We start from the raw sequence: 23,551 nt of genomic DNA, 5'->3' as shown, positions 1-23,551 counted from the left end.
GGCCGGATGCAGCGCGTGGAGGGCCCGCGCGGTGCCAAGGGCGTGACGTCGGGGCGCATCGTCCATGTGATCGGCGCCGGGCTTGCCGGGCTGGCGGCGGCCATCGAACTCACCCGCCGGGGCGCGCGGGTGACGCTGCACGAGGCGGCCCCGCGTGCGGGCGGACGCTGCCGGAGCTACTTCGACCGCACGCTCGGCCAGACGATCGACAACGGCAACCACTTCGTCTTCTCGGGCAATCAGGCGGTCCGGCGCTATCTGGGCGTGCTGGGCACGGCGGACCGGCTCGAAGGCCCCAAACATGCCGACTTCGCCTTCCATGACTTGAGGGACGGCGCGCGCTGGACGCTTGCGATCAACGATAGTCCGCTGCCATGGTGGGTGCTCGATCCGAGCCGGAGGACACCGGGGACGACGCTCGGCGAGCATCTGGCGCTGGCCCGCCTCGCGCTGAGCCGGCAGGGGCCCGCGACGATCGCGGACCGGGTCGACAGCCAGGGGGCCTTCTGGGACCGGGTGGTCGATCCGATGATGCTGGCGGTGCTCAATTGCCCGCCCGCCGAGGGTTCGGCGTGGCTGGCAGGGCGGTTCCTGCGCGAGTCCTTCGCGCGCGGCGGGCGCGCCTGCCGGACGATGGTCGCCGTGCCCAATCTCGATGCGGTGTTCGTCGATCCGGCGCTGACCTGGCTCTCCACCCGCGGCGTGACAGTGCGCTTCGGCGCCCGGCTGCGCGGCATCGCGATGGAGGGGGACGACGTCGTCGCGCTCGATTTCGGCGCAGGGGCAGAGCCGCTCGGCGATGCTGGCGTGGTCCTCGCCGTGCCGCCCTGGGTCGCGGGCGAGCTGGTCGCGGGCCTGGTCGTGCCCGACCGCTTCTGTTCGATTCTCAACGCCCATTTCGCCTGCCCCGCGCCCCCCGGCGCGCGCGCCATCACTGCGCTCATCGGCGGGACCGCGCAGTGGGTGGTGTGCCATCCCGATCGCATTTCGATCACGATCAGCGGGGCCGACGACCTCATCGACGCCGATCGCGAAGAGCTTGCCGCGCGGATCTGGAAAGACATCGTCGCAACGCTCGGCTGCGATGCGCCGATGCCGACGTGGCAAATCGTCAAGGAGAAGCGCGCGACCTTCGCCGCGACCCCGGATCAGGATGCCAGGCGTCCTGCCACCCGGACTCGCTGGCGCAACCTGTTTCTTGCGGGGGACTGGACGCAGACCGGCCTGCCCGCAACCATCGAGGGCGCGCTGCGGTCAGGGGAAGCCGCCGCGCGTCTGGCGATCGCGAGCTAAGGGGGCAGTCATGTTGAACACCGCAGTTCTCGAACGTGTCGATCTCATCGACACTGCGGACAAGGCCGCTGCGCGCGCCGCGGATGCCCTGTCGGCGCTGCAGCGCGAGGACGGCCATTGGCTGTTCGAGCTCGAAGCCGATGCGACGATCCCGGCCGAGTACATTCTGCTGCGCCACTATCTCGCCGAACCGGTCGATACCGAGCTGGAGGGCAAGATCGCGCGCTATCTGCGGCGGATCCAGTCCGATGCGCATGGCGGCTGGCCGCTCTACCATGGCGGCGATTTCGATGTCTCGGCGACGATCAAGGCCTATTATGCGCTCAAGATGATCGGCGATGCACCCGACGCGCCGCATATGGCCCGCGCGCGGGCGGCGGTGCTGGCGGCTGGCGGGGCAGAGACCTGCAACGTCTTCACCAGAATCCAGTTGGCGCTGTTCGGCGCGGGTTCGTGGGACGTGGTGCCGACCATGCCGGCCGAACTGATCCTGCTGCCGCGCTGGTTCCCGGTGCACCTGTCGAAGATGTCCTACTGGGCGCGCACGGTGATCGTGCCGCTGCTGGTGCTGGCGGCCAAGCGCCCGCTGGCGCGCAATCCCAAGGGCATTCTGGTCGACGAGCTCTACACCGGCCGCCCCGCCGCGCTCGGCACCCAGGCGGCCGATGCCAAGCGCGTCTGGCGCGCAGCCTTCGGCGCGCTCGACGTGGTGCTGAAGCGCGCCGAGCCTCTGTGGCCGGAGCGGCTGCGGGCCCGCGCGGTGCAGGCCTGTGTCGACTTCGTCGTCACCCGATTGAACGGCGAAGACGGGCTCGGTGCGATCTATCCCGCCATGGCGAACAGCGTGATGATGTTCGATTGCCTCGGCTATCCGCCCGATCACCCGCACCGCGCGATCGCCCGCGCCAGTGTCGAGAAGCTTCTCGTGGTGGGCGAGGAGGAGGCCTATTGCCAGCCCTGCCTCTCGCCGGTGTGGGATACCGCGCTGGCGGCGCACGCGATGCTCGAGGCGGGCGGGCCCGTCAACGAAGCGCGCGCGCTGGCCGCGCTCGACTGGCTGCGGCCGCTCCAGGAGCTGGAGGTCAGGGGCGATTGGGCGGACGTGAAGCCCGACGTGCGTCCGGGCGGCTGGGCGTTCCAATATGCCAACGCGCATTATCCCGACCTCGATGATACCGCCGTCGTGGTGATGGCGATGGCCCGCGCGCGCGGCCACGCGGGCGGACGCTTCGACGAGTCCGTCGCGCGCGGCGCCGAATGGACCGTCGGCCTGCAATCGCGCGATGGCGGCTGGGGCGCCTTCGATGCCGACAACAGCTACCACTACCTCAACAACATCCCCTTCGCCGATCACGGCGCGCTGCTCGACCCGCCTACCGCAGATGTCTCGGCGCGCTGCGTCTCGATGCTGGCGCAGCTCGGCGAGCCTGCCGACAGCGCGCGGATGCGCGCGGCGATCGCCTATCTGACCAACGAACAGGAGACCGATGGCAGCTGGTTCGGGCGCTGGGGGGTGAATTACATCTACGGCACCTGGTCGGCGCTCTGCGCGCTGGCGGCGGCGGACCTCGGGCCGGATCATCCCGCGATCCGCAAGGGCGCCGATTGGCTGCGCGCCATTCAGAACCCGGATGGTGGATGGGGCGAGGATTGCCGCAGCTATGCGCTCGACTACGCGGGTTACACCTCGGCGCCCTCCACCGCCTCGCAGACGGCCTGGGCGCTGCTCGGGCTGATGGCGGCCGGCGCGGTGGACGATCCCGCGGTCGAGCGGGGCGTCGCGTGGCTCGCCCGGCACCAGCAGGCCGACGGGCTGTGGGAGCAGGATGTCTACACCGGCGGCGGCTTTCCGCGCGTCTTCTACCTGCGCTACCACGGCTACCCGAAATACTTCCCGCTGTGGGCGATGGCGCGCTATCGCAATCTCAAGCGCAGCAACACGCGGCGGGTGGCTTGGGGGATGTAGGCAGGCCCCGGTCGCCTTCGGCCGGAGGGGATCAAGCGTGAACAGGCTCATCGTCGTCACCGGCACGCAGCGCGAGGCGGCGGTGCTCGGCCCCAAGGAATTCACCGTCATCGCCGGCGGGGGCGATGCCGAGGGCCTGCGCACTCGCCTGCGCGCCGCCGCGCCCGGCGCGATGGGCATCGTTAGCTTCGGCTTTGCCGGTGCGCTGGCCGACGGGCTGGGCATCGGCGACTGGGTCATCGGCGCAAGGGTGTCCGGCGCGATCGCGGCGGAATGCGATCCGCTCTGGTCCGCTGCGCTGCGGCGGCAGCTGCCACAGGCGCGGACCGGAACAGTCTACGCCGATGGTCGCCTGATCGCCGATGTCGCCGAGAAGCGGTCGCTCGGGGCCCGCCATGCCGCGCTCTGCGCCGACATGGAAAGCCACGTCGCAGCCGAGGTCGCCGCCGAGCGCGCGCTGCCTTTCGCAATCGCGCGCTGCATCTCCGACGAGGTATCGCGCGCCCTGCCGCCGGCGATTGCGGTGGCGATGCGTCCCGATGGCTCGGTCGACGGGCGGGCGATGGCGCTGTCGCTGGCGACCCGGCCCGGGCAATTCGCCGATTTCGTCCGGGCGATCGGAGGCTTCGTGCGTGCGATGACCAGTCTGCGCGAAGGCGCACGGAGGCTCGCCCTGCCCGAGGCGCTCCCTCTCGGCGGCGGATCGGGCTGAATATCCCGGCATGCCTGGGTGCCTGCAAAAAAGCCGATATTCCGAAAGCCCGGGCTGGACCCGTGGTCGAACCCTCCGGCGTGGGGCGACTCAGTGCCGCCGCGATCATGCGCCGTATGATGGAGGGATCTGCCGGATGAGAGCACGCCTTTCGCAGGCGCGGCGCGGTCGTGCGCGCGCCTGCCGGATCGCCCCGCCGCCTGCCGCTTCGGGCCCACCACTCCGCCCCGCGGGAATTATCGCGTCGGCCCTGGCGATGCCGCTACTCACCATTGCCGCGCAGGCCGAACCGCAAGATCCTGCGGATCAATCCCGCACGCTCCACGTCATCATCGAAAACGCCCGCAGCGCACGCGGCAACATCCATGTCGATATCTGTCCGCAGGCCAGTTTCTTGTCGAAATGCCCCTACTCCGCCGAGGCGAGCGCGCGGCAGGGCCGGGTCGAGGTCGTGGTGCGCGGCGTTCCCCCGGGTCGCTATGCCGCGCAGATCACCCATGACGAGAACGGCAACAAGAAGGTCGATCGCGGCCTTCTCGGAATCCCGCGCGAGGGGATCGGCTTTTCGAACAATGTGCGCGTGCGCTTCCGCGCCCCGCGCTTTGCCGAGGCGGCCTTCGAGGTGACCGGCGGCAGACAGTCGATCTCGGTCAGGCTGCAATATTTCGGCGGATCGGGCTCCTAAACCATGGAAAACCCCATTCATGCGATGGTGGCGCTCGGCACGCGGCGCCCGGTGGCGGTTGTCGCTGCCGCCCTGCTGGCGATGCTGTCGGCAGCGCTTTATGCCGCCACCCACTTCGCCCTCACCACCGACACCGGGGCCCTGATTTCCCCGAACGTGACGTGGCGCAAGCAAGAAGCGGCGGCAAATGCGGCGTTCCCGCAATTCACCGACGCCTCGCTGGTGGTGATCGACGCGACCACGCCCGAGGCGGCCGAGCGCGCGGCGGCAACCCTGGCCGAGGCCATGGCCGCAGACACCGCCCACTTCCGTTCGGCGCGCCGCCCCGACGGCGGCGGGTTCTTCGCGACCCACGGCCTCCTGTTCGGCAGCGAGGCGGAGGTGCGCGCGGCGACATCATCGCTGATCGAGGCGCAGCCCCTGCTCGGCCCGCTGGCGGCCGATCCGTCGCTGCGCGGGATCGCGGGGGCGCTCGATACCGTGCTTCTGGGGGTCGAGCGGGGCGATGCGGAGCTGTCGGCGCTAGACCAACCGGTCGGGCGGTTCGCCGATGTGGTTGAAACCAGCCTCGCGGGGCGACCGGCGCAGTTTTCCTGGCAGCAGCTGATCGGCGGCGGGCAAGGCACGCTCGCGGCACCGACGCGGCAGCTGATCCTGTTTCAGCCGGTGCTGGATTTCACCGCCCTCAAACCCGGAGAAAAGGCCACCGCCGCCGTCCACGCCGCGGCACGCGCGGCGGGGCTGGACGCTGACAGCGGCGTTACCGTGCGGGTCACCGGCGCTGTGCCGCTGGCCGACGAGGAATTCTCCTCGCTCGAGGAGAACATCGGCCTCGTCGGCCTGCTGATGGTGCTTGCGATGGTCGCGACCTTGTGGTTCGCGACGCGCTCAGCCGGGATCGTTGCGGCGATCGTGGTCACGATTGTCGCCGGACTGGTGACGACCACCGCCATCGGCTTGCTGGCGGTGGGCGAGCTCAACCTCATCTCGGTGGCCTTCATCCCGCTGTTCGTCGGACTGGGCGTCGATTTCGGGATCCAGATCGCCGTGCGCTTCAACGCCGAGCGGCACGAGGGCGCGGATTTCAGCGCGGCGCTGAACAATGCCGCCAGAGCGCTGGGCGGGCCCCTGATGCTCGCGGCGGGCGCGGTGTTCCTCGGATTCGGGGCCTTCCTGCCGACCGCCTATGTCGGGATTGCCGAGCTGGGCATCATCTCGGGAATCGGCATGGTCATTGCGCTGCTGTTCAGCGTCATCCTGCTGCCCGCGCTGCTGATGCTGATCAAGCCGGGCCGCCCCCGCGCCGAGGTCGGCTTCGCCCGGGCCGCGCCGATCGACCGGTTTCTCGAACGCAGGCGGAGCGCGGTGCTGTGGGCCTTCGGCCTGTCGATGATCGGGAGCATCGCGCTGCTGCCGCTGGTCACCTTCGATTTCAACCCGTTCCACCTGCGCGACCCCGATGCTCCGGCGATGCGGACGCTCGCCGACCTGATGCAGGATCCCTTGCGCACCCCCAATACGATCGACGTCATCACCGCCGATGCGGACGCCGCGGCGGCACTCGCCCGGCGGTTGGCGACGCTGCCCGAGGTTGCCCAGGCAATCACGCTCGACAGCTTCATCCCCGCCGATCAACCGGCCAAGCTCGCGATCATTCAGGATGCCGCGCTGCTGCTCGATCTTTCGCTCAACCCCTTCGACATCGCCCCGCCCGCGAGCGACGCCGAAACCGTGGCGGCGCTCACCGCGACAGCCGCGAAGCTGCGCGCAGTCGGAGGCGGAGCGGAGGGCGGCGAAGCGCGGCGGCTGGCGGCGGCCTTCGAGCGGCTGGCGGCAGCACCCCCGGCGATGCGCGAAAAGGTCGAGCGGGTGCTGACCCAGCCGCTCGAAACCATGCTCAGCCAGGCCAGCACCGCGCTGCAGGCGAGCGAAGTTACCCGCGACACCCTGCCGCCGGAAATCGTGCGTGACTGGGTCACGCCTGACGGGCGCGCGCGGGTGCAGGTCTTTCCCCGCGGCGACAGCAATGACAACCGTGTGCTCGAACGCTTCACGCGCGCAGTGCAGCAAGTCGCCCCCACCGCGACCGGCCTGCCGGTCTCGACCCAGGCGGCGGCGGGGACGATTGCCGGGGCCTTCGTGCAGGCCGGGGTGATCGCGCTCGCGCTGGTGAGCCTCTTGCTGTTCGCGGTGCTGCGCAACCTGCGCGAAGTGGCCTTCACGCTCGCGCCGGTGGTCTTATCGGGGTTCCTGACGCTGGGCTCCTGCGTGCTGATCGGCCAGTCGATCAATTTCGCCAACATCATTGCCTTCCCGCTGTTGTTCGGGGTGGGCGTTGCCTTCCACATCTACTTCGTGATGGCGTGGAGGGCAGGCGCGCGCGATCTGCTGCAATCCAGTCTCGCGCGCGCGGTGCTGTTCAGCGCGCTCGCCACGGGGAGCGCGTTCGGTGCGCTGTGGATCTCGCAGCACCCCGGCACCGCGAGCATGGGCAAGATCCTGATGCTTTCGCTTGCATGGACGCTGGTCTGCGCGCTGATCTTCGAGCCGGCCCTGCTCGGCCCGCCGAGAGCGCGCGCGCTGCAGGACTAGCGCATCGGCTCAATAACCCGGCGCGGCACCCACGAGCATGGGTGCAGCTGCGGAGGGATCTTCGGGCGCTTGTTCGGCAGGGTCTTCGGCGCCGTCCACCGGATCGGGCAGCGGTTCAGGGACCGAGTCGGTGGCAGGTGCATCCGCCGGGGCGCCGCTATCCGCGGCCGGGTCTGCCGGATCGAGCAGCGGATCATCCAGCGGAGCAAGTTCGAGCGGCTTGCCGCGGGCATCGGCGATGGCTGCCTCCCGGCTCTGGAGATAGACCGAACGCAGCGTCGCGTAGGGATCGGCAGCACCGCTCAAGAGGGCCTGGAGATCGGCTTCGGCCTCGGCGCGCTTGTCGATCGTGGAGACCACCGTCCGGCTGAGCTGATAGTCGAGACGATTGAACGGAAAGCCGACGCCTACCGGCAAGGTGAGCGCATCGATCTGCCCGGCCAGCAGATCGCGCAAGGTGGTCGGCCCGATGAGCGGCAGATACAGATAGGGCCCCGGCCCGACACCCCACCGGCCGAGCGTGGTGCCGAAGCCGTTGCTGCGGTAGGGTAGATCGAGCTTCTCGGCGACATCGATCGCGCCGCCCAGCCCGACGGTCGAATTGATCGCGAACCGGCCGAGCGTCTTCAGCGCGCGGCCGGGCCGCAGCTGGAGGAGATCGTTGACGAAGACGATCGGTTCGGTGAGGTTGCGGATGATGTTGCGCAGCCCCGAGCGGACAGGCTTGGGCACGACCCGCTGATAGGCCTTGGCGACGGGCTGGAAAAAGCGGCGGTCGATACTGCTCTGGGTCTTGAAGAAGCCGCGATTGGTGCGCTCCAGCGGATCGCCGGGCGTGGTTTCATCGGGGGGCGACAGCGCGTCGGCGACCGGGCCCGGCCCGAGCACCACCTCCTCCTTTGGCGGGAGCTCGAAGGCGGCCAGCAGTCTGGTTGGGATGGCAGTCGTCTCGGGGTTCGGGGCCGCCGCTGCGGCAGGCGCGGCGTCGACAGGCGGCGCAGGCGGCACCGCGCCGACGCCCACGAACTCGGTCGGCATCGTCGACGTCCCGTCCTCGGCCGCCCCTGTTGCCTGCGCACGTCCCGGCGTCTCGATGGCGAGGAGGGCAACGAGAGCGAAGGCGAGCGCCGATCCGGCATGGGCCGGCATGCGCAGCGGCCCGGCACATCCGGCCATGTCAGCGCGCGGCCTTGTCGGCAGCCGCTCCGAGATGCGCGATCAGCGCCTTGGCCCCGCCGCGCTTGACGATCGCCGCATAGTCCGAACGCCGGGTCGCAAGCTGGCTCACCGATCCGTTGAACAGGACATCGACGATCCTCCAGCGACCGCCGCTCTGCCGCATGCGGTACGCGATGACGACCGGCGCCTTGCCTTTCCGGGTGAGCGTGGTGCGCACCAGAGCATCGCCTCCGCGAACATTGGGTTTGCCGTCGACGATGATCGCCTCACCGTTCCAGCTCGAAAAGTTGCGGGCGTATTCGGCAACCGTCATCCGCCGGATCGCTGCAACCAGGGCGGTCTGATCGCTCGCGCTGAAGGTCGACCATGCCGGGCCGACCGCCAGCCGCGTCGTGAGCGGCAGATCGAAGCTCCGTTCGATGACAGGAGCGAGCCGCGCCGTGCGCTCGGCAAACTTGATCGAGCCGCCTGCCTTCATGCTGTCGACGAGGGCATCGCTGAAGGTCTGGACCACCGCCACCGCCGGGCGCGTGTCCGGTGCCTGCGCCAGCGCGGGTTGCGCCCACACGATTGCCGCCACGGACATCGATATTGCGCGATAAGTCATGGGATGCCGCTTCCGATGTTCAAAGGCAAAGGATCGGCTTGAAGGCTACAAAGCGACCCCGTGGCAGGCAAGCCACGCCCCGCCCTGCCGGGCATCGCCGTGCTCTTTTCAGCGATAATGGACAATATCGCGGACGAACGTCAGCGCAAACTCGTCAAAACACAGCTGGCACCACCTCTCTTGGCTGACAGGTACGTGACCACAGGGGGTCATGCCATCGAGAGATCTTTGGGATTTTCGCAGAATGAAAGTAATTCTCGCTCAACCCAGGGGGTTTTGCGCCGGTGTGGTGCGCGCCATCGACATCGTCGAGCGGGCGCTCGACCGCTACGGCGCGCCGGTCTATGTCCGCCACGAGATCGTGCATAACCGCCACGTGGTGGAAGCGCTCAAGGCCAAGGGCGCGGTGTTCGTCGACGAGCTCGACGAGGTGCCCCGGGGCGCACGCACGATCTTCAGCGCCCACGGCGTGGCGCGGGAGGTCGAAGCCAAGGCCAGGGAGCGCAATCTGCCGGTGCTCGACGCGACCTGCCCGCTGGTCACCAAGGTTCACATGCAGGGGCGCCGCTATGCCGCTGCCGGGCGGACGGTCATCCTCATCGGCCATGCCGGCCACGCCGAGGTTGAAGGCACGCTCGGCCAGATCGACGCTCCCGTGCATCTCGTGGGCAATTCCAGCGATGTCGGGGCGCTCGCAATTCCGGAGCACGAGCCGGTCGCCTACATCACCCAGACAACGCTCAGCGTGGACGACACGCGCGAAGTGATTGCGGCCCTCGAAGCGCGGTTCCTCGATGTCGTGGGCCCGTCCACCTCCGACATCTGCTATGCGACCCAGAACCGCCAGACCGCCGTGCGCGACCTGTGCAGGGTGGTCGATCTGCTGCTGGTGGTTGGCGCACCGAACAGCTCCAATTCGAACCGCTTGCGCGAAATCGGCGACGATCTCGGCGTGCCGAGCTATCTCGTTGCCGATGGCAGCTCGCTCGACCGATCCTGGTTCTCGGGCAAGTCGCGGATCGGCCTTACCGCCGGGGCGTCCGCTCCGGACTCGCTGGTGCAGGACGTGATCGCGAGGCTGAGAGACTTCGCCCGGATCGAGGTCTCGACCCTTGATGGCATCATCGAGAAGGTCGAATTCAGCCTGCCTGCCGAATTGCGGCACAGCCCCGCGCACAGCGAGGCCATTGCTGCCGAATAGGACCGCCTCATGACTCTCCCCGCACAAGTGCTTGCCCGGATCGGCAGCTATACTGTCAAGAACCACATCAGGGGCGGAAAATATCCGCTGGTGCTGATGCTGGAGCCGCTGCTGCGCTGCAACCTTGCCTGCCCCGGCTGCGGCAAGATCGACTATCCGGACGCGATCCTCAATCGGCGGCTCAGCTACGAGCAATGCATGGAAGCGATCGACGAATGCGGCGCGCCGGCCGTGTCGATCGCCGGCGGCGAGCCGCTGCTCCACCGTGACATGCCGCGGATCGTGGCGGGCTATGTGGCGAAGAAGAAGTTCGTGATCCTGTGCACCAACGCGCTGCTGCTCAGGAAGAAGATCGACGATTACGTGCCCTCGCCCTTCTTCACCTGGTCGATTCATCTCGATGGCGACAAGGGCATGCACGACCACGCGGTGGATCAGGCCGGCACCTACGAGGTCGCAATTGCAGCGATCGAGCTTGCCAAGGCCAAGGGCTTTCGCGTTCAGGTCAATTGTACCGTGTTCGACGGCGCCGATCCGGCGCGGCTCGCCGCCTTCTTCGACGAGATGGAAAGACGCGGCGTCGAAATCACCATCTCCCCCGGCTACGCCTATGAACGCGCTCCCGACCAGGAACATTTCCTGACCCGCGAGCGCACGAAGAACTTCTTCCGCGACGTGTTCCGGCGTGGCGACGGGGGCAAGGCCTGGACCTTCACCAACTCGCCGCTGTTCCTCGACTTCCTCGCCGGCAACCAGACCTACGAATGCACCCCTTGGTCGATGCCGCTGCGCACGGTGTTCGGCTGGCAGAAGCCCTGCTACCTGATCGGCGAGGGCTATGTACAAACCTTCGCCGAGCTGATGGAGGGCACCGACTGGGACCGGTTCGGGCTCGGCAAGTACGAGAAATGCGCCGATTGCATGGTGCATTGCGGGTTCGAGGGCACCGCGGCAAGCGACGCGATTTCGCGCCCGTGGAAGCTCGCCAGGATTGCCCTTCAGGGAATCCGGACCGAAGGCCCCATGGCACCCGACATCGACCTGTCGCAGGCGCGCGCCGCGCAGGACGTGTACTCCAGCCATGTCGAACGCGAGATGGCACTCATCCGCGCAGAGCAGGGCGATCCGGCAAGGCCTGCAAAACGGACAGCCTGAGGCCGGGTGATCGGGCCGCAGGGCGAACGCAAGCCGCGCAATGCCTGTCCGGCGGAAAGCTGGCGGAGCAGGAGGGATTCGAACCCTCGATACGGTTTTGCCGTATACACACTTTCCAGGCGTGCGCCTTCGACCACTCGGCCACTGCTCCGCGTGACTTTCCTGCTGCGCTACCGCTGCGCTGCTTGAGCGCTGGAATGGCGCGCTATCGCTTCGCTGCTTGAGCGCTCAGAAAGACAGGCACGGGCCGATAGCGGCCAAACGCCGCCTCCGCAAGGCGTTGAGGTTTGGCCGGGTACCAAAATCGTGGTAAGGGAGTCGCCTCGGCCAGCGCTGCGCGGATCCGGCATTCCCTGCGAACGCGGCCGCAAGAGCCCCTTTTTCGCGCCCCCCTTTGCGTGCGGAAAAGGGGTTTTTGATTGGGCGGGGTCTGTGCAACAACTCGCGCCCATGAGAACCGCACTCCTCGCCGCCGCCGCTGCGCTCGCCCTGACCCTGCCGCTTGCCGCTCAGGAGGCTGCCAAACCTGCGGCCCCCGCCCCGTCCGAGATCGTCGCGGCCGCGCCCAGAGCGGATTGGGTGGCGATCCCGGCGGAGGACCTGCTGGTGATGACCCTCGCGCCCGATGCCGAGGGCAAGCCGCGCACCGTGGTGATCCAACTGATTCCTGCGCCCTTCAGCCAAGGCTGGGTGCACAACATCCGGCTCTTCGCGCGCTCGCGCTGGTATGACGGCATCTCGGTCAACCGGGTGCAGGACAATTACGTCACCCAGTGGGGCGATCCCAATTACGACAACCCCGAGGCGACGGGGAAGCCGAAGCCATTGCCGGAAGGGCTGAAGGCGATGGGGGAAGACGACTATATGGTCCCACGCCATTCGGGCTTCGCCACCTGGTTTTCCTGGCTGACGGACAAGAATTATGCACCCCATGTCGGGTTCCGAACTGGCTGGCCCATTGGGTGGAACGGCGATGTAGCTTGGCCCACCCACTGCTACGGCATGGTCGGCGTCGGTCGGAACTATTCGCCCGACACAGGCTCCGGCGCGGAGCTCTATACCGTGATCGGCCATGCCCCGCGGCACTTGGATCGCAATATCGCGCTCGTGGGCCGGGTGATCGAGGGGATGGAGCACCTCTCCTCGCTACCGCGCGGGTCGGGCGCTTTGGGGTTCTACACCGCCGAGGAAGCAGGCAAGCGCACGCCGATCCTGTCGGTGCGGGTGGCAAGCGACTTCGTGGCCGCCGAGCAACCGAAGTTCGAATACCTCTCGACCGAGAGCGAGACCTTCGGCCGCTACGCCGAAGCCATCGCCAACCGCCGCGATCCGTTCTTCATCACCCCCGCAGGCGGCGCGGACATCTGCAACATCAAGGTGCCGGTGCGGCGCGTCGCTTCCTAATCGTCATTGCGAGCGGCGCAGCCGCGCGGCAATCCGTGGACTGACGTCGTCCATTGCGGAACCGCCGATCGATGGATTGCTTCGCTACGCTCGCAATGACGAAGGATGGCCCTACGCCCGCTCCATCAGCTCGATGCGGTTGCCGAAAGGGTCCTCGGTGAAGAAGCGCGTGTAGCCTTCCACCGGCTTGTCCTCGCGGATCGGATGGCCCGCCGCTGCCAGCGCCTCGCGCAGAGCTGCAAGGTCGTCCACCAGCAGCGCGGGGTGCGCCTTTTTCGCGGGACGGAAATCGTGGTCGACGCCGATGTGCAGCGCCATGCTCCCGCCGGTGAACCAGCAGCCGCTGGCTGAGAGGTTGGCGGGCTTGGGCACCTCGGTCATCCCGAGCAGCTCCGCGAAAAACCACCGCGCTCGGTCCTCGCCGCCCGCCGGAATCGCGAGCTGGACGTGATCGAGCCCGACAACGCCCACCCTATTGCCGCTCCGCCTGCGCCACGGCGTCGCTGGCGCGCAGGGCCGAGACGATGCGGTTCAGGTGCCCGACGTCCTCAACCTCGACCTCGACGTCGTAGGTCACGAAAGGATGGTCGATATGCGCCTGCATCAGGGTGATGATGTTGGCCTTGTTCTGTGCGAAGATGCCCGCCATCTCGGCGAGCGTGCCGAGCCGGTCGTAGATCGTCACCGAGAGCTGCCCCGCAGCCCCGAAGGAACGGTTGCCCCAGGCAAGGTCGATCCAGTCGCTGTCCACGCCGCTCGCCAGTTCGAGGCAGTCGATCGCGTGGACCAGCACCGGCTCGCCCTTGCGGCGGATGCCGACGATGCGGTCGCCGGGGACGGGGTGGCAGCAGGGGGCGAGTTCGAAGGCGACACCCGGCGCTAGGCCGCGGATCGAGATCGCGCGCTCGCGGCGCTCCCAGTGCTCGTCCTCGGCGATGCCCGCGGTGCAGCCGGGGACGAGCGCCTCCATCACCTCGCGGTCCGAGATCTTGGCCGCGCCGATCGCGTACATGAGGTCATCGGGCTCCTCCATGCCAAGCCGTTCGACCGCGGCGCGGATGGCCTTCTTGCCGATCCGGGCGGGGACGCGGGCCGAGATCTCGTCGAACAGCTTGGAGCCGATCGCGGCGACCTCGTCGCGCTCTTTCATCCGCACCGCGCGCCGGACTGCGGCCCGTGCCTTGCCGGTGACCACGAAGGCGAGCCAGGAAAGCTGAGGGCTCGCGTGGGGGTTCTTGATGATCTCGACCACGTCGCCATTCGCCAGCGGCGTGCGCAGCGGCATGTGCCGCCCGTTGATCTTCACGCCCGCGGTCTGAAGCCCGAGATTGGTGTGGACCGCAAAGGCGAAGTCGACCGCCGTCGCCCCCTTGGGCAGCTGGAACAATGCACCCTTGGGGGTGAAGGCGAAGATGCGATCCTGGTAGATCGCCATGCGGGTGTGTTCGAGCAGCTCCTCGGCGTCGTGGCTGGCATCGACGATCTCGATCAGGTCGCGCAGCCAGCCGACCGCACCGTCGGGCTTGTCACCCTGCTTGTAGGCCCAGTGCGCGGCGAGACCGAATTCGTTGGTGCGGTGCATCTCGCGGGTACGGATCTGCACCTCCACGCGCATCGAGTTCTCGTACATCAACGAGGTGTGCAAGCTACGGTAGCCGTTCGACTTGGGCGTCGAGATGTAGTCCTTGAAGCGCCCGGGCAGGAATTGCCATGTGGTGTGGAGAATACCCAATGCGCGATAGCAATCCTCCTCGCTTTCGGTGAGGACGCGAAAGGCCATGATGTCGGTGACCTGTTCGAAGCTGACATGGCGTTCGGCCATCTTGTGCCAGATCGAGAAGGGGTGCTTCTCGCGCCCCCAGATCTCGACCTTGAGCCCAGCTTCGGCGAGGCGCTGCTTGATCTTGAGGGCAATGTCGTCGACCTGCCCGCCGCCTTGCGAGCGCAGCTGTTCGAGCCGGCCCGTGATCGTGGCCCAGGCTTCCGGTTCCAGCTCGCGGAAGGCCAGCGCCTGCATCTCGCGCATGTATTCGTACATCCCCACCCGCTCGGCGAGGGGGGCGTAGATGTCCATCGTCTCGCGGGCGATGCGTTTGCGCTTCTCCGGGTTCTTGATGAAGTGCAGCGTGCGCATATTGTGCAGCCGGTCGGCGAGCTTGACCAACAGCACGCGGATATCCTCGGACATGGCGAGCAGGAACTTGCGCAGGTTCTCGGCCGCGCGCTCGTTCTCGGGCATGGTCTCGATCTTCGAGAGCTTGGTGACGCCATCGACCAGCCGCGCGACCTCGGTGCCGAAATGGGCCTCGATATCGTCGATCGTGGCAAGGGTGTCCTCCACCGTGTCGTGGAGCAGTGCGGTTATGATGGTCGCCTGATCGAGCTTGAGGTCAGTCATCAACCCCGCGACTTCGACAGGGTGCGAGAAATAGGGGTCCCCGCTGGCGCGCTTCTGGGAGCCGTGCTTCTGCACGGTGTAGACATAGGCACGGTTGAGCATCGCCTCGTCGGCGTCAGGGTCGTAATCGAGGACCTTCTCGACGAGTTCATACTGGCGGAGCATCGTGCCCGAATATGGGGGCGCGCAGGCGACTGGGCAAGCCATTAAGGCTATGCGCGAGCTGCGACGGAGGGGCTCAAATTCCTCATGAAAGGGGCGGCAATCCCGAGCGGGATCAGGATCTATCCGGTAAAATTCATTGATCTGTTCCGAATCATGGCCAACTTTCTGACGAGTTAGTTAACTATTAAACCGAGCAACTAAAATAATATTTTGTATTTATAAAATACGAAATGATATTAGCACGAAATTTTGTTAGGATTTTATTGTAATCATTTTCCAAATTTCCGGTCAAAATCCCAATCCGTCAAAATTTTGTTTGACATGATATTGTCACGACACACTCTTCCAGCGCTGCCCAATCCTGGCAGCGCTTTGAAAGGGTTGCGAAAATGCACATATTGAAAAGGGCCTTGACGGCCACCGCTGCAACGCTTGTCGTCGCATCTGCAGTTCCCGCTTCCGCGCAGGAAAGCCCGCCGGGCCCGCCGGCCGACTTCTGGTGCAATGGCGTCACCTGTGAAGGCTACATCGTCACCGGTTACGACCCCATCACCGGCAACCCCATCCTCAGCTACATCGTGCTGCCGGACGTCAATTTCTACGCGCCGGCGCCGATCTGATCGCTACGTGGACAGAGGGGCGAAGGCCCCTCTGTTTCCAGGACCCTGACCACGGACGGCCCGCTCAGCTCCACGTCGCGCGCGGCGGCAGGCTCATCAGGATTGCGTCGATGTTGCCGCCGGTCTTCAGGCCGAAGATCGTGCCGCGGTCGTAGACGAGGTTGAATTCGGCATAGCGGCCCCGGTATTCGAACATCTGCGCCTCGTCCGCCGCATCGAAGGGCGTGTTCATCCGCTTCCTGACGATCGCCGGAAACACCTCGAGGAACTGCCTGCCGATGTCCTGGATAAAGGCGAAATTGCGCTCCCACGCGGCATCGTCGGGGCATTCGAGGTGGTCGCAGAACAGTCCGCCGACGCCGCGATGCACCTTGCGGTGGGGGATGTAGAAATATTCCTCCGCCCACTTGGAATAGCGCTCGTAATAGGTCTCGTTGTGCGGATCGCACGCGGCGCGCATCGCATCGTGGAACTGCGCGGTGTCCTCGTCGTAGGGCAGCGGCGGGTTCAAGTCCGCGCCGCCGCCGAACCACGCCTTGGTGGTGGTGAGGAAACGGGTGTTCATGTGCACCGCGGGCACATGCGGATTGCTCATGTGCGCGACGAGGCTGATGCCGGTGGCGACGAAGCCGGGCGCTTCCGCGCTCGCGCCGTTGATGCTGGCGGCAAATTCCTTGGCAAAGCTGCCGCGCACGGTCGAGACATTGACCCCGACCTTCTCGAACACCTTGCCCTTCATCAGCCCCTGCGTGCCGCCGCCGGGATCGGGGTTGCCCTCCTCCTCGCGCTGCCAGGGAGTGTACTGGAAGGCGGCGTCGGAGCCAGCCTCGCGCTCGATCTTCTCGAATTCGGCGCAGATGTCATCGCGCAGTGCTTCGAACCACACGCGCGCGCGGTCCGTGTAAGGTGTCCAGTCCGTCATACATCCCCGTCCGTAATCCTTGCGCACCATAGGCGAAGGCGCGCGGGGCACAAGCCCCGCCAAGGCTTCGCGGCGCTGTTGCCAAGCGGCGGAATTGGCGGCAGAGAGAGTACATGGTTCGCGCTATGTTCACCCCCTTTCCCTTCGCCGGACACGAGCTTGCGCTCGGCAGCGGGCGCGCACTCTACTGGCCGGCCGAGCGCGCGCTGCTGGTGGCCGACCTGCACCTGGAAAAGGCGAGCTGGTTTGCCGCAAGGGGCCAGATGCTCCCGCCCTATGACAGCCGCGACACGCTCGAGCGGCTGGCCGACGCGGTGAAGGTCACGGGCGCGCGGCGGGTGATCACGCTGGGCGACAATTTCCACGACGACGCGGGCGCGCTGCGACTCGATGCCCATTGCACGGGCATGCTCGAGGCGCTCACCCGCGCGCTCGACTGGGTGTGGATCACCGGCAACCACGACGAGGCGCTGCCGAAAGGCTTCGGCGGGACGATCATGCCCGAGCTCGAGCTGGGCGGCGTGATCCTGCGCCACGAGGCCCGCGCGGGAGAGACCGCGCCCGAGCTATCCGGCCACTACCACCCGAAGCTCAGGGTCAATGTCCGCAATCGCCACATCGCCCGCCCCTGTGCGGTGATGGGCCGCAGCAAGGGCGGGGCCGAGCGCATGATCCTCCCCGCCTTCGGCACGCTCACCGGCGGGCTCGACGCCGCCCACCCCGAGATCCTCGGCGCGCTGCAACCCGCGCACGCGATCGAGGCGCTGATGCCCGCCGCCGGGCGCATCGCCCGCTTCCCGTTGTGGCAGCGTGCTGCCTAGCTGCCGAAGCGTTCGAGCACCGAGCCGACCTTGGCGAGGCCCTCGCGGCTCAGCGCGACAAAGGTCACCCGCCGGTCGGTGTCCGACGGAATCCGGATCACGAGCCCGCGATCCTCGAGCTTGTCGATGATCCGCAACGCGGTCGTCTCCGGGCAGCGGGCAATGATCTGGAGCGACTTGGTCGAGACCCTCGCCCCGCCCGAGAACTGCTTGAAGAGCTCCAGCAGCATGTTCCAGGCCGGGATCCCGACCAGATCGCCGCCGAGCGCCTCGTCGCGGAACTTGGCGCGATATTCTTCCTTGGTAGCCGCGAACGAGAGCGACAGGGCATTGCGCTCGATCCGGGCGGCACGCGAGAAGACCGGATAGTTGGACCGCCGAAGACCCGGGTCCCAATTCTGGTCGATCGAATCCGCCAGCCTCAGGATTGTTGCCGCAAGATCGCGCAAGGACGAAGGCGACATATTCGCTTCGAGATTGTCGAGGAGATCCTGAACTTCCACTTCGCCCTCGCTGCGCTGGTGCACGCGTGCCGAACCGAACTCCGCGAAAAATCGCTCATACACATTAACTTACTTATGTGGCGAACGCAAAGGATGCAGGCGATCGCTCCGAAAGGGAGGGTAATGCATCCATATCGGATCAGTCCCGCGCGACCCTCCCGACCGGCACCCGACCGGAGCGGCGCGCACGGCGACGTGCAAGACTCCATCTGGCGCTGGCCCGCGTTTCGCACTACATAGCCGCCAGCACGAAGCTACCACAGGAGAACACCCCATATCACGTCCACCCCGGCGCTCGTTGGCCCCGCCTGTCAAAAGCGGCCCTCGTTTTGATTTCATGATCAACGTCCCGAAGGTTCGCGTCATCGATGACGAAGGCGAAAACCTCGGCGTGATGTACACGCGCGAAGCGATCGAGCAGGCCAACGAGAAAGGCCTGAACCTCGTCGAAGTGTCCCCCAACGCGGACCCGCCGGTGTGCAAGTTCCTCGATGTCGGCAAGTATCGCTACGAGGCGCAGAAGAAGGCGAACCTCGCGCGCAAGACGCAGAAGACGCAGGACATCAAGGAAGTGAAGATGCGTCCGAACATCGACACCCACGATTACGACGTGAAGATGCGCAACGTGTCGAAGTTCATCGAACATGGCGACAAGGTGAAGATCACGCTGCGCTTCCGCGGGCGCGAGATGGCTCACCAGCACCTCGGCATGGACCTGCTGAAGAAGGTGCAGGACGATGTCGCCGAAATCGCCAAGGTCGAGGCCTTCCCGCGCCTCGAAGGCCGCCAGATGCTGATGGTGCTCGCGCCGAAGTAGGCGCGCCTTCGCTGCACAGGACCAGAGGGGGCGGGCCGCGAGGTTGCCGCCCCTTTTCCTTGCCCGCCCCCGGCCCGTGCTGATAGTCCCTCCCGCCATGACCGGGGGAGACAGGCATCGCATGACAGCGCGCAGCATCGGTCTCGTTCTCGGCCCGCTGGCTTTCGCCCTCACCGCGTTCGCCGCCCCGCCTGCGGGGATGGGCGAGGGCGCGTGGCTCGTCGCGGGGCTGACGCTGTGGATGGCCGCCTGGTGGATGACCGAGGCAGTGCCGCTCGCGGTCACGGCGGTGCTGCCCTTCGTGATTCTGCCGCTCGCCGGGGTCTCGGACGCCGAGAAGACCGCCAGCACCTACTACTCGCCGATTCTGTTCCTGCTGCTCGGCGGCGCCTTCATCGCGCTGGCGATCGAGCGCACCGGCATGCACCGCCGTCTGGCGCTGGCGATCCTGCGCGGCGTGGGCGCGGACGGCGGGCCGGTGCGGCTGCTGATCGCCTTCATGCTGACGTCCGCGCTGCTCTCGATGTTCATCTCCAACACCTCGACCGCGCTGATCATGATGCCGATGGCGCTGGCGGTGCTCGAAGGGGGCGGGAGTGTCGCCGAGGGTGACGCGCAGGTGCCGCAAGACGGCATCGCAGGCGCGCTCCCGATGGGGATCGCCTTTGCCGCGAGTATCGGCGGTCTCGGCACCATCGTCGGCTCGCCCACCAATGCGATCGCGGTGGGGCTGCTCGACAAGCTGGCGGGCGTGCGCATCACCTTTGCCGAGTGGTCGCTGTACGGCATCCCGCTGGTGCTCCTGAGCGTCCCGCTCGCCGCCTTCATCGTCGCACGGGTGCAGCGCGTGGCGGCACACCCCTTCGACGTCGCCGCCGCGCGGGCCGCGATCGATGCCCACGCTGCCTGGACCGCGCCCGAAAAGCGGCTGGTGCCGTTAGCGATCGTCACCTTCATTGCCTGGGTCACCCAGCCGCTGGTCGCTACGCTGCTGCCGCCGGGATCGTGGACCGACGGCACCATCGCCATCATCGCCGCGCTGGCGTTGTTCCTGCTGCCTGACGGCACTGGCCGCCCGCTGCTGGTGTGGCGCGAGGCCGACCGCGCGCCGTGGAGCGTCATCTTCATGTTCGGCGGCGGCCTCGCGCTCGCCGCCGGCATGTCGGCCTCGGGCCTCGCCAAGTGGATCGGCGCCGCGCTGCTCCCGCTCGAGGCCTGGCCGCTGCTGCTGGTGGCACTCGCGGTGACGGTGCTGGTGATCGTCGTCACCGAGTTTGCCAGCAACGTCGCGACCGCCACGGGTATCGTCCCCGTCGTCGCCGCACTGGTGGTGGCGCTCGGGGTCGATCCGGTGCTGCTCGCGCTCCCCGCGGCGCTGGCGGCAAGCTGGGGCTTCATGCTTCCGGCCGGCACCGGGCCCAACGCCATCGCCTGGGCGACGGGGCGCATCCGCATCGGCGCGATGGTGACCGCGGGCGCCTTGCTCGATGTGGCAGGGGCGGTGCTGATCGTCGCCGTGGTATGGGGGATTGCCGCGCTGGTGTGACCGGCGGCGCAAGGGAGATTGATGATGACCGACAGCCGCAAGCCCGTGTTCCTTGTCATCGGCGCGGGCGCCGGGATCGGGGGCAGCGCCGCCGCGCGCTTTGCCGCCGGAGGCTACCACGCCGTCCTCGCCCGCCGTTCGGACGCCGAGGGCCTCGCCCGCATGACCCGCGCCATCGAGGCGGCGGGCGGCAGCGCCACCGGCACCCTCCTCAACGCGGCCGAGGACGGCAGCATCGAGGAGCTCGTCGCGCGCACCGAAGCCGATATCGGCCCCATCAGGGCCGCGCTCTACAACCTCGGCGCGCAGATCGGGAACCGCGCGCTCGAGCAGACCCCGCACCGCATCTTCGAGCTCGGCTGGCGGCTCGGCACCTTCGGCGTCTTCCGCCTCGCCCACGCGCTGTTCCCGCACATGGTCGAGCGGGCGCGCGATGGAGGCCCCCACGGCACGCTCCTCGTCACCTCGGCCACCGCCGCGGTGCGCGGCAATGCCGGGCAGCACAGCCACGCCGCGGCGATGGGCGGGCGGCGGATGCTTTGCCAGACCTTGAACGCCGAGTTCGCCCCCAAGGGCATCCACGTCGCCCACGTCATCGTCGACGGCCCGGTCGACGCCCCCGACACGCTCGGCAAGCTGCTGGGCGACCGGTTCGACGCCTTCAAGCAGGGCAAGGGGAGCGATGGCATCATCGACCCCGCCGCCCTTGCCGAGACCTACTGGCACCTCGCCCACCAGCCGCGCAACTGCTGGAGCCACGAGGTCGACGTGCGCCCCTGGACCGACGTGCCGTGGTGGAACGACAACCCCGATCCGCAGATCGACTCCAAGGGCAAGGGCTTCGCCGGCCCGCCCGTTCAGCCCTGATCCCGCAAGGTTGAACCATGAGACGCGAGAGACACTCTATATTGTGAAATTTCCTTCCCCCGCGTGAGGCCGCCCGAGGCGGCACGAGAGCAGGCGGGAAGGAGCGCGGGGCAAGTCATTCCGGCAAGCTGTCAGACAGCGCGAGAGTAGGAACGTCCTTTCGCTCGTCCCGCGCCGGGAGACGCCGGGGGTGCGTGCGGACCCGTCTGCCAGACGCAGCTTCAGCAATCTTTTATCATTCCCGATTAGGCACTTGGCACCATCGCCGCAGATCGGGACCCGCCGCCATGAACCAAGCCTACGATGATTTCGAGCGCCAGCAGGAAGAGCTGTTCCAGCGCCAGATGGCGTTCCTCGCCAGCCGTTCACCCGACGACTGGCACCGCTATGCCGACAACCTCAACTGGGACGACCGGCTCGACGGGCTCTACTGGATCGTCAGCCAGCCCGATTGCGACAGGGCCACGGCAGTGATGACCTTCTGGAAAGGGGAGCCGACCGGCTACGACTGGCAGGATTGCGAAGAGCCGATGGGCGAAAACGAATTCTCCGTCCCGCCCATGCTCAAATACATCGTGCAGCGCTTCAACACGGATGGCTACCCGCGCTCCGAGATCGCCTATGATTGCCGCGGGAGCCACGGGCTCAACATCGCTGCCCATGCAGAGCGCGATCGCGCGTCCCGGCGCCGCGACATCGAATATCTGCTGGAGCAGCAGGCTGATTTCGACGACCCCACGATCAGGCTCCATCCCGAGCTGATGCGGCTCTCGATCCCCGGCCGCAAGGTCGGCGGCTATGCCGATCGCAACGAATATTACGACCTTTTCCCCGAATAGGCCGCGCCTGCCCTACCCCCGCCACTCGCGGCGTTCCTCCGCCGCGCGCAGGACTTCGTAGCTCGTCTGGATCAGCTGGAACTGCTTGGCGGCCTCGGCATCGCCGGGTTTCACGTCGGGGTGCACTTCCTTGGCGCGCGCACGATAGGCCTTCTTGATCGCAGCGAAATCGGCATCGGGTTCGAGGCCGAGCACCTCCAGCGCGCGCATCTCGTCTGCGGAGCGCGAGCCGTCGCCTGAACCCGCCCAGCCATAATGGGCGCTTTCGGCGTAGCCCGCGCTCTCCTGCCGCTCGGACCGCGCGCGCTCCTCCTTCTCGGCCTTGTCGAGGCCTTCGAAATAGTCCCACTTGGCGTTGTATTCGGCCGCGTGCTTCTGGCAGAAATACCACCGGTCGCGGCTGTTGGGGGCCTTGGGTGCCGGGCAATCGCCGGGCTCGTCGCAGCCATGGCGGTCGCAGATGCGGACATTGGCCGCCTCCTGCGAGGAACCATAGCCGCGCCAGCGCGGGAAACCCCAGTCCATCGACCGGCGCGCGCGGCTCACCGGGTTGCCCCGGAGGTCATGTCGTTGGTCGATTGGGTCACGCGGTCAATCTAGGCGCTATGGCACCGAATGGGAAGGCGTGAGAAGCCGGGAACCGGTTGCAATGTGAAATGTTGCATTGCAAAAGGATCGCATATCATGAGCCAGCAACTGACCCTCTCCAGCCTGTTCTGCGTGCTCGCGCTCGCGGGGCTGTGCGTTGTCACGGGCGCGCGCGAACTGGCGGGCTTCGAGGCGCCGGTCGCGGTGCAGGCCGAGCTCTCGCCCGGCCTGCTCCACAGCTGATCAGTTGATGATCACGCTCGCGGCGCGGCGGTTCTGCGCCCACGAGCCTTCGTCCGATCCCAGCGCCACGGGGCGCTCCTTGCCGTAGCTCACCACCGCGATGCGGTTGGCATCGACGCCGAGGCTGACGAGATAGGCCTTCGCCGCATTGGCGCGCTTTTCGCCCAGCGCGATGTTGTATTCGCGCGTGCCGCGCTCGTCGGCGTGGCCCTCGATGGTGAAGGTGATCTGCGGGAAGCGCGCGAAATACTGCGCCTGCGCCTGGAGCGCGGCGGCATCCTGGGTGTCGACGTTGTAGCGATCGGTCTCGAAGTAGATCGTGGTCGAGGAGCCGACGGCCTGCGCGAAGTGCGCCTGCGTGCCCACCGCCGGGCCGGCGATAGTGGTCGGACGCGGGGCCGGGGTCGGGGTCGGCGTGGTGTCGCTGT

At 67.2% G+C, this 23,551-nt stretch carries 23 protein-coding genes and 1 tRNA gene; 15 read left to right on the top strand and 9 right to left on the bottom strand.

What is annotated here, in order from left to right; translation table 11 throughout:
• Positions 1–6: 6 nt before the first annotated feature.
• From hpnE to AX692_RS00785, 5 genes are all read left to right on the top strand, one after another.
• Positions 7–1,293, top strand: coding sequence for a hydroxysqualene dehydroxylase HpnE (gene hpnE / locus AX692_RS00805; protein WP_073975644.1), 1,287 nt, complete (start codon positions 7–9; stop codon positions 1,291–1,293).
• Positions 1,294–1,303: 10 nt separating this feature from the next.
• Positions 1,304–3,259, top strand: coding sequence for a squalene--hopene cyclase (gene shc, locus AX692_RS00800; RefSeq protein ID WP_073975643.1), 1,956 nt, complete (start codon positions 1,304–1,306; stop codon positions 3,257–3,259).
• A gap of 37 nt (positions 3,260–3,296) precedes the next feature.
• Positions 3,297–3,971 (top strand): hypothetical protein, encoded by a 675-nt coding sequence (locus AX692_RS00795; protein ID WP_073975642.1) that lies wholly within the window; start codon positions 3,297–3,299, stop codon positions 3,969–3,971.
• A gap of 256 nt (positions 3,972–4,227) precedes the next feature.
• Positions 4,228–4,656 (top strand): DUF2141 domain-containing protein, encoded by a 429-nt coding sequence (locus tag AX692_RS00790; RefSeq protein WP_073975641.1) that lies wholly within the window; start codon positions 4,228–4,230, stop codon positions 4,654–4,656.
• 3 nt (positions 4,657–4,659) lie between these two features.
• Positions 4,660–7,248 carry an MMPL family transporter gene (locus AX692_RS00785; protein ID WP_073975640.1) on the top strand — a complete coding sequence of 863 codons (2,589 nt, stop codon included), beginning with the start codon at positions 4,660–4,662 and terminating at the stop codon, positions 7,246–7,248.
• Positions 7,249–7,257: 9 nt separating this feature from the next.
• On the opposite strand, the gene AX692_RS00780 is transcribed toward AX692_RS00785, so the two are convergent.
• On the bottom strand, positions 7,258–8,424 hold the full coding sequence (locus tag AX692_RS00780) for a VacJ family lipoprotein (protein WP_073977079.1): 1,167 nt from the start codon (positions 8,422–8,424) through the stop codon (positions 7,258–7,260).
• A gap of 1 nt (position 8,425) precedes the next feature.
• The gene (locus AX692_RS00775; protein ID WP_073976068.1) at positions 8,426–9,034 is read right to left on the bottom strand and encodes an ABC transporter substrate-binding protein; all 609 of its coding nucleotides are present in this window, start codon (positions 9,032–9,034) and stop codon (positions 8,426–8,428) included.
• A 244-nt stretch (positions 9,035–9,278) separates the two neighbouring features.
• Here AX692_RS00775 and ispH point away from each other — a divergent pair, with 244 nt between their 5' ends.
• Together ispH and hpnH are read left to right on the top strand one after the other, a co-directional pair.
• On the top strand, positions 9,279–10,235 hold the full coding sequence (ispH, locus tag AX692_RS00770; RefSeq protein ID WP_081095050.1) for a 4-hydroxy-3-methylbut-2-enyl diphosphate reductase: 957 nt from the start codon (positions 9,279–9,281) through the stop codon (positions 10,233–10,235).
• 9 nt (positions 10,236–10,244) lie between these two features.
• The gene (gene hpnH, locus AX692_RS00765; protein WP_073976070.1) at positions 10,245–11,390 is read left to right on the top strand and encodes an adenosyl-hopene transferase HpnH; all 1,146 of its coding nucleotides are present in this window, start codon (positions 10,245–10,247) and stop codon (positions 11,388–11,390) included.
• A 60-nt stretch (positions 11,391–11,450) separates the two neighbouring features.
• Here hpnH and AX692_RS00760 read toward each other — a convergent pair.
• Positions 11,451–11,541: transfer RNA gene (locus tag AX692_RS00760), tRNA-Ser, on the bottom strand.
• A 299-nt stretch (positions 11,542–11,840) separates the two neighbouring features.
• Between AX692_RS00760 and AX692_RS00755 the strand changes: the two genes are divergently transcribed.
• The gene (locus AX692_RS00755) at positions 11,841–12,794 is read left to right on the top strand and encodes a peptidylprolyl isomerase (RefSeq protein WP_073975341.1); all 954 of its coding nucleotides are present in this window, start codon (positions 11,841–11,843) and stop codon (positions 12,792–12,794) included.
• Between the two features lie 111 nt (positions 12,795–12,905).
• Here the strand turns inward: AX692_RS00755 and AX692_RS00750 are convergent, their stop codons facing one another.
• Complete coding sequence (locus tag AX692_RS00750; RefSeq protein WP_073975342.1) at positions 12,906–13,265, bottom strand: VOC family protein; 360 nt, start codon at positions 13,263–13,265, stop codon at positions 12,906–12,908.
• Between the two features lies 1 nt (position 13,266).
• Entirely contained in the window at positions 13,267–15,357 is a 2,091-nt protein-coding gene (locus tag AX692_RS00745; protein ID WP_073977527.1) for a RelA/SpoT family protein, read from the bottom strand.
• Positions 15,358–15,767: 410 nt separating this feature from the next.
• On the opposite strand from AX692_RS00745, the gene AX692_RS00740 reads away from it, so the two are divergent.
• Positions 15,768–15,977 carry a hypothetical protein gene (locus AX692_RS00740; RefSeq protein WP_073975344.1) on the top strand — a complete coding sequence of 70 codons (210 nt, stop codon included), beginning with the start codon at positions 15,768–15,770 and terminating at the stop codon, positions 15,975–15,977.
• 64 nt (positions 15,978–16,041) lie between these two features.
• Here AX692_RS00740 and hemF read toward each other — a convergent pair whose 3' ends face one another.
• The gene (gene hemF / locus AX692_RS00735) at positions 16,042–16,899 is read right to left on the bottom strand and encodes an oxygen-dependent coproporphyrinogen oxidase (protein ID WP_073975345.1); all 858 of its coding nucleotides are present in this window, start codon (positions 16,897–16,899) and stop codon (positions 16,042–16,044) included.
• Positions 16,900–17,012: 113 nt separating this feature from the next.
• Between hemF and pdeM the strand changes: the two genes are divergently transcribed.
• Positions 17,013–17,720 carry a ligase-associated DNA damage response endonuclease PdeM gene (gene pdeM, locus AX692_RS00730; RefSeq protein ID WP_073975346.1) on the top strand — a complete coding sequence of 236 codons (708 nt, stop codon included), beginning with the start codon at positions 17,013–17,015 and terminating at the stop codon, positions 17,718–17,720.
• On the opposite strand, the gene AX692_RS00725 is transcribed toward pdeM, so the two are convergent.
• Positions 17,717–18,286, bottom strand: coding sequence for a MarR family transcriptional regulator (locus AX692_RS00725; protein WP_073977526.1), 570 nt, complete (start codon positions 18,284–18,286; stop codon positions 17,717–17,719). The two genes, pdeM and AX692_RS00725, sit on opposite strands and share 4 nt — an antisense overlap.
• A 274-nt stretch (positions 18,287–18,560) precedes the next feature.
• Between AX692_RS00725 and infC the strand changes: the two genes are divergently transcribed.
• From infC to AX692_RS00705, 4 genes are all read left to right on the top strand, one after another.
• Positions 18,561–19,040, top strand: coding sequence for a translation initiation factor IF-3 (gene infC / locus AX692_RS00720; protein ID WP_073975348.1), 480 nt, complete (start codon positions 18,561–18,563; stop codon positions 19,038–19,040).
• Between the two features lie 121 nt (positions 19,041–19,161).
• Positions 19,162–20,586 carry an SLC13 family permease gene (locus AX692_RS00715; protein WP_081095048.1) on the top strand — a complete coding sequence of 475 codons (1,425 nt, stop codon included), beginning with the start codon at positions 19,162–19,164 and terminating at the stop codon, positions 20,584–20,586.
• 21 nt (positions 20,587–20,607) lie between these two features.
• Positions 20,608–21,453, top strand: coding sequence for an SDR family NAD(P)-dependent oxidoreductase (locus AX692_RS00710; protein ID WP_073975350.1), 846 nt, complete (start codon positions 20,608–20,610; stop codon positions 21,451–21,453).
• Between the two features lie 287 nt (positions 21,454–21,740).
• A complete protein-coding gene (locus tag AX692_RS00705; RefSeq protein ID WP_073975351.1) occupies positions 21,741–22,292 on the top strand; it encodes a DUF4274 domain-containing protein in 552 nt (183 codons plus the stop codon).
• A gap of 12 nt (positions 22,293–22,304) precedes the next feature.
• On the opposite strand, the gene AX692_RS00700 is transcribed toward AX692_RS00705, so the two are convergent.
• Positions 22,305–22,838, bottom strand: a complete 534-nt coding sequence (locus AX692_RS00700) for a J domain-containing protein (RefSeq protein WP_073975352.1) — start codon at positions 22,836–22,838, stop codon at positions 22,305–22,307.
• Positions 22,839–22,976: 138 nt separating this feature from the next.
• Here AX692_RS00700 and AX692_RS19410 point away from each other — a divergent pair, with 138 nt between their 5' ends.
• Positions 22,977–23,123: a hypothetical protein gene (locus AX692_RS19410; RefSeq protein ID WP_155645030.1), complete on the top strand. Its 147-nt coding sequence runs from the start codon at positions 22,977–22,979 to the stop codon at positions 23,121–23,123.
• Here AX692_RS19410 and pal read toward each other — a convergent pair.
• Positions 23,124–23,551 (bottom strand): peptidoglycan-associated lipoprotein Pal (pal, locus tag AX692_RS00695; RefSeq protein WP_073977524.1); only part of this gene is annotated, 428 nt, incomplete at its 5' end. It abuts the gene before it with no gap.

The organism is Erythrobacter donghaensis (assembly GCF_001557325.1).
Lineage (GTDB): Bacteria > Pseudomonadota > Alphaproteobacteria > Sphingomonadales > Sphingomonadaceae > Erythrobacter > Erythrobacter donghaensis_B.
This window is presented reverse-complemented; position numbering and strand designations above follow the sequence as displayed.

Bases quoted from the DNA above. Each gene is read 5' to 3' on its own strand.
- hpnE (WP_073975644.1), top strand. From the start codon at position 7: ATGCAGCGCGTGGAGGGCCCGCGCGGTGCCAAGGGCGTGACGTCGGGG.
- shc (WP_073975643.1), top strand. From the start codon at position 1,304: ATGTTGAACACCGCAGTTCTCGAACGTGTCGATCTCATCGACACTGCG.
- AX692_RS00790 (WP_073975641.1), top strand. From the start codon at position 4,228: ATGCCGCTACTCACCATTGCCGCGCAGGCCGAACCGCAAGATCCTGCG.
- AX692_RS00785 (WP_073975640.1), top strand. From the start codon at position 4,660: ATGGAAAACCCCATTCATGCGATGGTGGCGCTCGGCACGCGGCGCCCG.
- AX692_RS00780 (WP_073977079.1), bottom strand. From the start codon at position 8,424: ATGGCCGGATGTGCCGGGCCGCTGCGCATGCCGGCCCATGCCGGATCG.
- AX692_RS00775 (WP_073976068.1), bottom strand. From the start codon at position 9,034: ATGACTTATCGCGCAATATCGATGTCCGTGGCGGCAATCGTGTGGGCG.
- ispH (WP_081095050.1), top strand. From the start codon at position 9,279: ATGAAAGTAATTCTCGCTCAACCCAGGGGGTTTTGCGCCGGTGTGGTG.
- hpnH (WP_073976070.1), top strand. From the start codon at position 10,245: ATGACTCTCCCCGCACAAGTGCTTGCCCGGATCGGCAGCTATACTGTC.
- AX692_RS00755 (WP_073975341.1), top strand. From the start codon at position 11,841: ATGAGAACCGCACTCCTCGCCGCCGCCGCTGCGCTCGCCCTGACCCTG.
- AX692_RS00745 (WP_073977527.1), bottom strand. From the start codon at position 15,357: ATGCTCCGCCAGTATGAACTCGTCGAGAAGGTCCTCGATTACGACCCT.
- hemF (WP_073975345.1), bottom strand. From the start codon at position 16,899: ATGACGGACTGGACACCTTACACGGACCGCGCGCGCGTGTGGTTCGAA.
- pdeM (WP_073975346.1), top strand. From the start codon at position 17,013: ATGGTTCGCGCTATGTTCACCCCCTTTCCCTTCGCCGGACACGAGCTT.
- infC (WP_073975348.1), top strand. From the start codon at position 18,561: ATGATCAACGTCCCGAAGGTTCGCGTCATCGATGACGAAGGCGAAAAC.
- AX692_RS00715 (WP_081095048.1), top strand. From the start codon at position 19,162: ATGACAGCGCGCAGCATCGGTCTCGTTCTCGGCCCGCTGGCTTTCGCC.
- AX692_RS00710 (WP_073975350.1), top strand. From the start codon at position 20,608: ATGATGACCGACAGCCGCAAGCCCGTGTTCCTTGTCATCGGCGCGGGC.
- AX692_RS00705 (WP_073975351.1), top strand. From the start codon at position 21,741: ATGAACCAAGCCTACGATGATTTCGAGCGCCAGCAGGAAGAGCTGTTC.
- AX692_RS19410 (WP_155645030.1), top strand. From the start codon at position 22,977: ATGAGCCAGCAACTGACCCTCTCCAGCCTGTTCTGCGTGCTCGCGCTC.